The following is a 9,355-nucleotide window of genomic DNA, read 5'->3' as shown; positions in this document are numbered from 1 at the left end:
GGTCTCGTTGCCACCCGTGGTCTCGTTGCCACCCGTGGTCTCGTTGCCACCCGTGGTCTCGTTGCCACCCGTGGTCTCGTTGCCACCCGTGGTCTCGTTACCACCCGTGGTCTCGTTACCGCCGGAGATTCCACCCCCGATGATGCCGTTGGTGTCCTCTTCGCCGGACTGGATGCCCAGGCCCACGTCCACCTGGGTCGTCTCGGAGCCGAGGCTGCCCACGGCCTGCGCGGCACCGGCCGCCGTCAGGGACGCACCGGCGATGATCACGGCGCCGGCCGCGACCCGCACCAGGCGGATCCGCGTCTTGTTCGTCATCTGGCTGCTACCCCCAGTAGCTCATCTCGTCATGGGGCAGCGCTCGGGGCCCGCGCAGCAGGGGCCCCGTCACGACCGGACCGGCCCCCGTTCACACGCGTCCCAGAAAAGCGCATGCCAGTACGTCACCCTTCCGAGTTTCCGATGGGGCGTCAAGGTCGTTGCGCGTGCGATGCCCGAAAGATCACCAGGTGACCGACATGCGCTGATGCAACTGTGACGTAAACCCTGAACTACGGGGCCTGTCAGGGCAGTTCCCTTGTCGACAAAGCGCCCTGACGGCTCCGCTCCCGCTTGCGTCAGCGAACGCGCGAGGGGTGCGCACGGGTACAGAACGGCGCCGGGCCCCGCACCGAAGCGGTGCGGGGCCCGGACGCGCGGAGCGCGGGTTACTTGTCCTGCTGCTTGCGCCAGCGGATGCCGGCCTCGAGGAAGCCGTCGATCTCGCCGTCCAGGACGGCCTGCGGGTTGCCGACCTCGAACTCCGTACGGAGGTCCTTGACCATCTGGTACGGGTGGAGGACGTACGAGCGCATCTGGTTGCCCCAGGAGCTGCCGCTGTCCTTGAGGGCGTCCATCCTGGCCCGCTCCTCCTGGCGCTGGCGCTCCAGCAGCTTCGCCTGGAGGACGTTCATGGCGCTCGCCTTGTTCTGGATCTGGGAGCGCTCGTTCTGGCAGGAGACGACGATGCCGGTCGGGAGGTGCGTGATGCGCACGGCCGAGTCGGTCGTGTTGACGCCCTGGCCGCCGGGGCCGGAGGCGCGGTAGACGTCGACGCGCAGCTCGGACTCGTCGATCTCGACGTGGTCGGAGGACTCGACCACGGGGAGGATCTCGACGCCCGCGAAGGAGGTCTGGCGACGGCCCTGGTTGTCGAAGGGCGAGATGCGGACCAGACGGTGGGTGCCCTGCTCGACGGAGAGGGTGCCGTAGGCGTAGGGCGCCTTGACCACGAAGGTCGTCGACTTGATGCCGGCCTCTTCCGCGTACGAGGTCTCGTAGACCTCCGTCGCGTAGCCGTGGCGCTCGGCCCAGCGGAGGTACATGCGCTGGAGGCGCTCGGCGAAGTCGGAGGCGTCGACGCCGCCGGCCTCGGCCCGGATGTTGACCAGGGCCTCGCGCTCGTCGTACTCGCCGGAGAGGAGGGTGCGGACCTCCATCTCGTCGAGGGCCTTGCGGACGGAGCCGAGCTCCGCCTCGGCCTCCGCGAGGGTGTCCGGGTCGTCCATCTCCTCCGCGAGCTCGAAGAGCACCGCGAGGTCGTCGATGCGCCCGCGCAGGGTCTCGGCCTTGCGGACCTCGGCCTGGAGGTGCGAAAGCTTGCTCGTGATCTTCTGCGCCGCCTCCGGGTCGTCCCACAGGGACGGGGCCGCGGCCTGCTCTTCGAGCACGGCGATGTCGGCCCTCAGCTTCTCGAGGTCCAGGACGGCCTCGATCGACCCCATGGTCGAGGAGAGGGACTTCAGCTCTTCGGATACATCGACGACTGCCACGCGTCCAGCGTAACGGCTCCGGGCCTGGAGCCGAACCTACGGCTGGGAGGACGGCCGGGAGTCCTGCGGCGGGGCCTCCCCGTCGCCGGTCGTCGCGAGGTAGCCGCCCGCCCCGAGCGCGCCCGCGACGACGACCGCCGCGACGGCCAGCGTGATGCGTCTCTTGCGGACCGCGCCCGCCTTGTGCCGGGCCGAGCCGGGGCGGCGGGCGCCCGCCGAGCGCGGGGCGCGGGCGGTGCCGAGGGGGCCGCCGGAGAGCTCGTCGGGGGCCGGGACCCGCATCGAGGTGTGGGTGTCGCGGTGGGAGTCGGCGGAGGCGCCGGGGACGAGCGGGACGGCGGCGCGGCGCGGCGCGGGTTCGCCGGAGCCGGCGGAGGTGGGGTACGCGTCCTCCTCGTACGCCTCCGCTGCCGGTTCCGCGTCCGGCTCGTCGACGTCGAGCGGCGGGATGCCCTTGAGCAGCGGCAGGACGTCCTTGAGCCGGGTGGCGAGCTCGGAGGCGCGCAGCCGTGAGGCCGGGGCCTTCGCGAGGCACTGCACGATCAGCTGCCACAGCTCCTCGGGGATGCCGGGCAGCGGGACGACGGTCTCGGTGACGTGGCGGCGCAGCACGGCGCCCGGGTGGCCGCCGCCGAACGGTGTGAAGCCGGCGAGCAGCTCGTACAGGACGGTCGCGAGGGCGTAGATGTCGACGGCGGCGCGGGGCGGGAGGCCCTCGACGATCTCGGGGGCGAGGTAGTCGGGGGTGCCGATGATCCGGGTCGCCTTGGTGCGGCCCGGGGTGTCGATCAGCTTGGCGACGCCGAAGTCGGTGAGGAGGGCGGGGTGGGCGCCGCCGGGACCGAGGGGGCCCTCCATGTCCAGGAGGATGTTCTCGGGCTTGACGTCCCGGTGGACGACGCCGGCGGCGTGCGCGGCGGCGAGGGCCTCGGCGACGTCGATGGTGATGGCGACGGCCGCCTCGGGGGCGAGGCGGCGCTCGCGGTCGAGGCGGGTGCGCAGGTCGGTGCCGCGGACCAGGTCCATGACGAGGGCGAGGTCGTTGCCGTCGACGACGAGGTCGCGCACCTTGACCACGCGGGGGTGGTCGAGGCCGAGGAGCGCGGTGCGCTCCCGGACGAAGCGGCCGACGAGTTCCTGGTCGGAGGCCAGGTCCTCGCGCAGCAGTTTGACGGCGACGGGCCCTTCGGGCCCCTCGCCGAGCCACACCGTTCCGGCGCTGCCCCGCCCGAGGATCTGGTGGGCGGTGTAGCGGCTGCCGATGTTCCGTGCCAAGACTGCTCCCTCAGCGGCTGCGGTTACGCCCAAGCTACGCGTCCGCGGCCGCCGGTCGTCACTTCCGAGGGGAAATCACCCCTCGGGAGTCGATAAATCGGCAGTATTACTGTCCCGTACCGCCGGTAGTACCCCCGGTGCCCCCGCTGTCGCCCAGGCTGGAGACCCAGTCGGTGACCGAGGAGATGCCGTCGCCGATCGCCTCCCAGTACCCCTTGCCCTGGGCGACCCAGTCCTGGAGCGGGGTGAGCTCCCAGACGAGCCAGCCGGCCACGAAGAAGAGGACGATCATGATCAGGCAGCCCTTGAGGCAGCCGAGGCCGGGAATCCGCACCGGGTTGGCGCTGCGCTGACGCGGCGGGCGCGGCTCGCGCTGTGCCGGGGCCTGGGGCGGCGGCTGCGGCGGCTGGTACTGCTGCTGGGGCGGGGCGTACTGCTGCGGCGGCGGCGCGTACTGCTGCTGCGGGGGCTGCTGCCGGTACGGCTGGGGCGCGGGCTGCTGCGGCGCGGGCCGCTGCGGCTGCTGCTGCCGGCCGTAGGACTGCGGGGGCTGCTGGCCGTACGCGCCGGGCTGCCGGTCCTGCGGCGGCTGCTGGGGCTGGCGCTGCGGGCGCCGCCGCAGCGGGTCCTGGCTCGGGTCCAGGTACTGCACCTGGGTCTGCTCGTTGCGGTCGCGGGCCGCGCGCAGCTGGCTCTGCCACGGGTGCGGCTCCTCGGACGGCGCGCCCTGCGGGGGCTGCGGCGGCACGGGGGGCATGACGGCCGTCGGGTCGGCGGCGCCGCCCGTGGGCAGGACGCTGGTCGCCCCGGCGGGGTCGTACTGCGGGGCGGCGGCGCCGGTGGGCAGCACCTGGGTCGGGTCGGCGGCGCCGGGGGTCTCGGGGACCGGCGCGGGCGCCGGGTCCGGGGCGAGGAGGGCGCCGACGCCCTCCGCCGTCTCGATCTGGGCGGGCGTGGCGTGCACGCCGATGCCGGCGGCGACCGCGCGCAGGCCGCGGGCGAGGTTCACGGCGCTGGGGCGCCGCTCGGGGTCCTTGCTGAGGCAGCGCTCTATCACCGTCCACAGGGGCCCGGGGACGGTCGAGGGGCGGCGCGGCTCCTCGCTGAGATGGCGGTGGAGCACCTCCAGGGCCGTGCCGCCCGCGAACGGGGGCCGGCCGGTGACGAGCTCGTAGAGCAGGATGCCCGCGCCGTAGATGTCGACGGCGGAGGTCTGCGGGCGGCCCTCGGCGGACTCCGGCGCCACGTACGCGGGCGTGCCGACGAACTCGTGGGTGCGGGTCAGGCCCGGGGAGTCGGCGAGGCGCGCGATGCCGAAGTCGGTGAGCATCGGGTGCATCTGGCCGCCCTGCTGGGCGAGCAGGACGTTGGCCGGCTTCAGGTCGCGGTGGACGACGCCGTCGGCGTGGCTGGCGGCGAGCGCGTCGGCGATCTGGGCCGTCAGGAGGGCCGCGGCGACCGGGGTGAGCGGGCCGCTCTCCCGGATGTACCGGTGCAGGTCGGGGCCCTCGACGAGGTCCATGACCAGGGCGAGGACGTCGCCCTCGACGACCAGGTCGCGGGTGCGCACGATGTTCGGGTGGGTGAGCCGGAGCAGGACGGACCGCTCGCGCAGGAAGCGCATCACGATGTCCGCGTCGTTGGCCAGCTCCTCCTTGAGGACCTTGATGGCCACGGTCTCGCCGGGCTGGCCCGCGACGGCCGCCTCGGCGCCCGCCGTCTCCCGCTGGCGGGCTCGCCAGACGGTGCCCGTGGCGCCGCGGCCGAGCGGCTCCTCGAGCAGGTACTTGCTGCCGATAGGCCGCACGTCACGCGCTCCCTGCTGATCGTGGTCCTGGGGTGGTCCTGGTGATGTCCCCGGGGTTCCTGTCCTCTGTTGTGACCCGTCCGGGTGTCCGACCCACTTTAGTGCCGCCGAACGGGTCACAGGCCGGTCGTCCACAGGCGGATTCCGCAGTGGTGTTCGAACTCCCGCCGGCGGTCCGGCGGGAACCGAACTTGTCCGGAAGAAGACGCTCCAGGCGGTGGGACGGTTGCCGCGCATACCCCGAAGGGATGCCCAAGCGGGCATTTTCACGCCCTCGGCCGACCATTCAAGATCACTTGTGGCCGACCCGCGGGCGTGTTGTCGGCGGCAGGTGCGAGGATGCCTCCAGCACGTCGCGTCGGAGGGGTCGGGAGCCCCCGCGCCGTGCCGACCTGTACCGGGCGACGCGTCCGTGCGGGCGGGGGGATGCAGAGGGCGGTCCCCCTGCCGGCAGCTCGCGCAGAAGGGACCGCTGACGGCGATGCAGATCCGGCTGACCGTCCTCGCGCCGCACGCCGGCCACGGCGCCGGCCGCGCCTGCGACGTGCTCGTCACGGCCCCCGCGGGCACGGCGCTGGCCGCCGTCGCCTCGAACCTGGCCGCAGCCGTCACCGGCCCCGACACCCCCGCCTCGGGCACGACCGTGCTCTACGCGGGCGCGGAGCGGCTCGACACCCGGCGCTGCGTCCTCGGCGAGCCGCCGCTGGTCGACGGCGCCGTCCTCTCCCTCCACCTCCCCGGCCCCGACGACCGGGTGGGCGAGGCCGCGTCGGCCCGGCTGCACGTGGTCGCGGGCCCGGACGCCGGCGGCGTCCACCTCCTGCACGGCGGAGCGATCAGAATCGGCCGATCCGTCGACGCGGACGTGCCCCTGGACGATCCCGACGTCTCCCGCGCGCACTGCACGGTGACGGTCGGGGAGAACGGCCGGGTCACCGTCGCGGACGTCGGCTCGACCAACGGGACGACCCTCGACGGCGAGCCCGTCGGCGACCGCCCCGTCCGGCTCCGCCCCGGCGCGCTGCTGCGGCTCGGCGAGTCCGCCCTGCGCCTGACCGGCCCCGGCGCGCCCGGCGGCGCGGACACGGTGGCGACGGCCCCGGACGGCGAGGGCCACCTGCGGATCGCCCACGGCGCGCAGGGCCGCGACGCCTCCGGCGGACCCGGCCACGGCCACCGCGCCGGGCCGTCGGCCGCCACCGGACTCCCCGCGGACGCCACCACCGGCGACGCGACCCACGGCGGCGCCCGCGGCGCCGTCCCCGGCGGGACGTACGCCTCCGACGACCGCCACCCCGCGCCGTACGGCTCCGGGCACGACGACCGCCCGTCCGGCCACCGCTCCCCCGGCCACGCGCGCGCGGGTGAGCCCGCCGACGGGCTCGGCGACGGCGGCGAGGCCCACAGCAGGACCCGGCAGCCCGACGGGGAGGCCCCACAGGCCGGCTCCGGACGGGCGGGCGGCAAGCGGGGGCTCGGCGCCTGGGCCCGGCGCCTGGCGGGCGGCCGCGAGGAACCGCCGTCCCCGGCCGGCCCCGTCCCCGACACCCACGCGGGCGCCTGGACCGGCTCCGCCGCGCCCGGGGGCGCCGCCGGCCCGGTCCCCCGGGCCGACACCTGGCCCGACCCCGCCACCGTGCTGCTCACCGCCCTCGGCCCCGGCCCCCGGCTGTGGGAGCGGGCGGCCGACCACCCCGAGGCACTGGTGGTCCGGCTCGGCACGACCGACCGTGCCGAGCTGTCCGGCGTCCCGGTCACCGTGGGGCTGCGCGAGGCCGGTTCGCTCGGCCTGGCCGGTCCCGCCGTCCGGCTCGCGGGGCTCGCCCGCTCGGTCGTCGCCCAGCTCGCCGCCCTGCACTCCCCCTCCGACCTGGAGATCGTGCTGATCAGCGCCGACCGGAACCGCTCCCTGGAGGAGCGGCGCCGCGCCTGGGGCTGGCTCGGCTGGCTCCCGCACGTCCGGCCGGCCCACGGCCAGGACTGCCGGCTGCTCCTGGCGTACGACCGCGAGCAGGCCCAGGCCCGGACGGCGGAGCTGACGCGCCGCCTCGACGACGGCCCGCTCGGTCCCGGCTGGCCCAGCGCCGACCGGGCGTCGGTCGCCGAGGCCGCGGCCCGCCACGACGGGCCGACCACGGTGGTGATCGTGGACGGCGACCCCGGTTCGGCGGCGCTGCGCGAGACGGTCGCGCGCCTCGCGGGCGTGGGCCCGGCGGCCGGCATCCACCTGCTGTGCCTCGCCGAGGCGCCCTCGGCCACCCCGGAATCGCCGGTGGCCGCCACCTACGAGGCCGCGTGCGCCGCCTCCCTCGCCTTCCGCGAGTGCGGGGCCGCCGCCCTGCTCAGCGGGGACGTGGCCACGGCGCTGCGGCTGCTGCGCACCGCCGGCGGCCGGGTCGCGGGCCATGGCACGGTCGGCGTGGTCGACGCGGTGTCCGTGGCCTGGGCCGAGCGGTTCGGGCGCGCGCTCGCCCCGCTGCGGACGGAGACGGCGGCCGCGCCGTACGGGCGGGCCGCCGCGCTGCCGCCCTCGGCCCGCCTCCTGGACGAACTCGGACTCGCCCGGGCCACGCCCGCCTCGCTGATGGCCCGCTGGGCCTCGGCCGGCGACGGGACGGCCGTGCTGGGCGCCGGGCCGCGCGGACCGCTGGCGGTGGACCTCACCCAGGAGGGCCCGCACCTGCTGATCGAGGGCCCCGCGGGCAGCGGGCGCACCGAGCTGCTGCGCTCGGTCGCCGCCTCCCTCGCGGCCGGCGGCAGACCCGACCGGCTCGGCCTGCTCCTGGTGGACGGCGCCGGCGGCGAGCGGGGCGAGGGCCTCGCGGCCTGTACGGAGCTGCCGCACGTCACCGAGCACCTGGTCGCCTCGGACCCGGTCCGGATGCGGGAGTTCGCGCAGGCGCTCGGCGCCGAGCTGAAGCGGCGGGCGGAGATCCTGGGCGACGGTTCGTTCGCCGACCGCCGCGGCGGCCGTGCCGCGGCCCCCGCCGACCGGCTGATCGGGCAGCGCTCCCCCAGTCCCGCCGAGTCGCTGCCGCGGTCCTCGCGCGCGACCGTCCGCGTCCCCGACACCGGCGAGCTCACGGACCGCCCGAGCGGCCGCACGCTGCGGACCGGCGACGGTTCCATCGGCTCGCTGCCGAGCAGCCGCAGTGGCCGTGCGCACGACGCCGGGCCGCCCGAGCAGCCCGGGGGCCGCTTCTCCTCCCCCGGCGACGGTGACCTCGACGGCCGCCCGAGCGGCCGCGTGCCCCGCACCGGCGCCGACGACGTCACCGGCCGCACCAGCGCCCGGACCCCGTACCCGGGCGCGGCCGACCTGGGCGGCCGTCCCAGCGGACGGACCCTCCGCACGGGCGACGGCGACCTCGACGGCCGCCCGAGCGGCCGCGTGCCCCGCACCGGCGCCGACGACGTCACCGGCCGCACCAGCGCCCGGACCCCGTACCCCGGCACGGGCGAGCCCGCGGCCCGCGGCGGCGACGGGGCGTTCGAGGAGCGGACCGGCGGACGCGGCCGGGCGGGCGGGGACGGGTTCCTGGCGGACACGCCCAGCGGACGGCTGCCCCGGCGGGACGGCGGCGGACTCGACGACCGGCCCAGCGGACGGACCCTGCGGACCGGTGACGGCGACCTCGCCGACCACCCGAGCGGCCGTGTCCCGCGCAGCGGCGCGAGCGACCTCACGGGCCGGGGCAGCGGGCGCGTCCCCCATCCGGGCGCCGAGGACCTGACGGGCCGCGCCAGCGGCCGCGTCCCCCATCCGGCGGCCGAGGACGCCGGCGGGCGGATTCCGCGGCCCGCGTCGGGCGAGCAGGCCCCGGCGAGGGTGGCGGGCGCCGGACAGCTGCCGCGGCTCGTGGTGCTGGTGGACGACTTCGACGCGCTGGTCGCGCCGGCGCTCGGCGCACCCGGGCGGCCGGCGGCGGGTTCGGTCGTCCGGGCCCTGGAGGCGGTCGCGCGGCACGGCGAGCGCCTCGGGGTGCACCTGGTCGCGACCTCCTCGCGCCCGGACCGCACCTCCGACACGGAACTGGCCCACGGGGCGCGGCTGCGGATCGTGCTCGACACGCCGCCGGCGACGGCGGGTCCGGACGTGCCGGCCGCCGGCCGGGGCCGCCTCGGGCATCCGGACGGCCGGGTGACCCCGTTCCAGGCGGGCCGGGTCACGGGCCGCATCCCCCGGACGGCGACGCTGCGCCCGACGGTCGTCCCGCTGGAGTGGGAGCGGATGGGCGACCCGCCCACCCGGCGCCCGGTCCGTGAGCTGGGCAACGGCCCGACGGACCTGGCCCTCCTGGCGAGCGCGCTCGACCGGGCGGCCCGCTCCGTGGAGGCGACTCCGGTGGCTCCGCTGACCCCCGCGACCCACGCCTGACGGGACGTCACGAGGCGGCAACGATCGCCCGCTTGACGCGGGAGGCGGTATTGCGGGCCTCCGTCGCCCGGCGTAGACCTGTCG

The 9,355-nt window shown here is 76.5% G+C and carries 4 protein-coding genes and 1 pseudogene; 1 reads left to right on the top strand and 4 read right to left on the bottom strand.

Annotated elements, in window-relative coordinates; translation table 11 throughout:
- From ACZ60W_RS11675 to ACZ60W_RS11660, 4 genes and pseudogenes are all read right to left on the bottom strand, one after another.
- Positions 1–318: pseudogene (locus ACZ60W_RS11675) on the bottom strand (hypothetical protein); the annotation flags it as partial.
- 389 nt (positions 319–707) lie between these two features.
- Complete coding sequence (prfB, locus tag ACZ60W_RS11670; protein WP_469755165.1) at positions 708–1,811, bottom strand: peptide chain release factor 2; 1,104 nt, start codon at positions 1,809–1,811, stop codon at positions 708–710.
- Between the two features lie 36 nt (positions 1,812–1,847).
- On the bottom strand, positions 1,848–3,086 hold the full coding sequence (locus tag ACZ60W_RS11665; RefSeq protein WP_469755164.1) for a serine/threonine-protein kinase: 1,239 nt from the start codon (positions 3,084–3,086) through the stop codon (positions 1,848–1,850).
- 106 nt (positions 3,087–3,192) lie between these two features.
- On the bottom strand, positions 3,193–4,893 hold the full coding sequence (locus tag ACZ60W_RS11660) for a serine/threonine-protein kinase (protein ID WP_469755163.1): 1,701 nt from the start codon (positions 4,891–4,893) through the stop codon (positions 3,193–3,195).
- Positions 4,894–5,374: 481 nt separating this feature from the next.
- Here ACZ60W_RS11660 and ACZ60W_RS11655 point away from each other — a divergent pair, with 481 nt between their 5' ends.
- Entirely contained in the window at positions 5,375–9,271 is a 3,897-nt protein-coding gene (locus ACZ60W_RS11655; protein ID WP_469755162.1) for an FHA domain-containing protein, read from the top strand.
- The last annotated feature ends 84 nt before the right edge of the window (positions 9,272–9,355 follow it).

The organism is Streptomyces sp. NPDC104202, from assembly GCF_055584185.1.
This window is presented reverse-complemented; position numbering and strand designations above follow the sequence as displayed.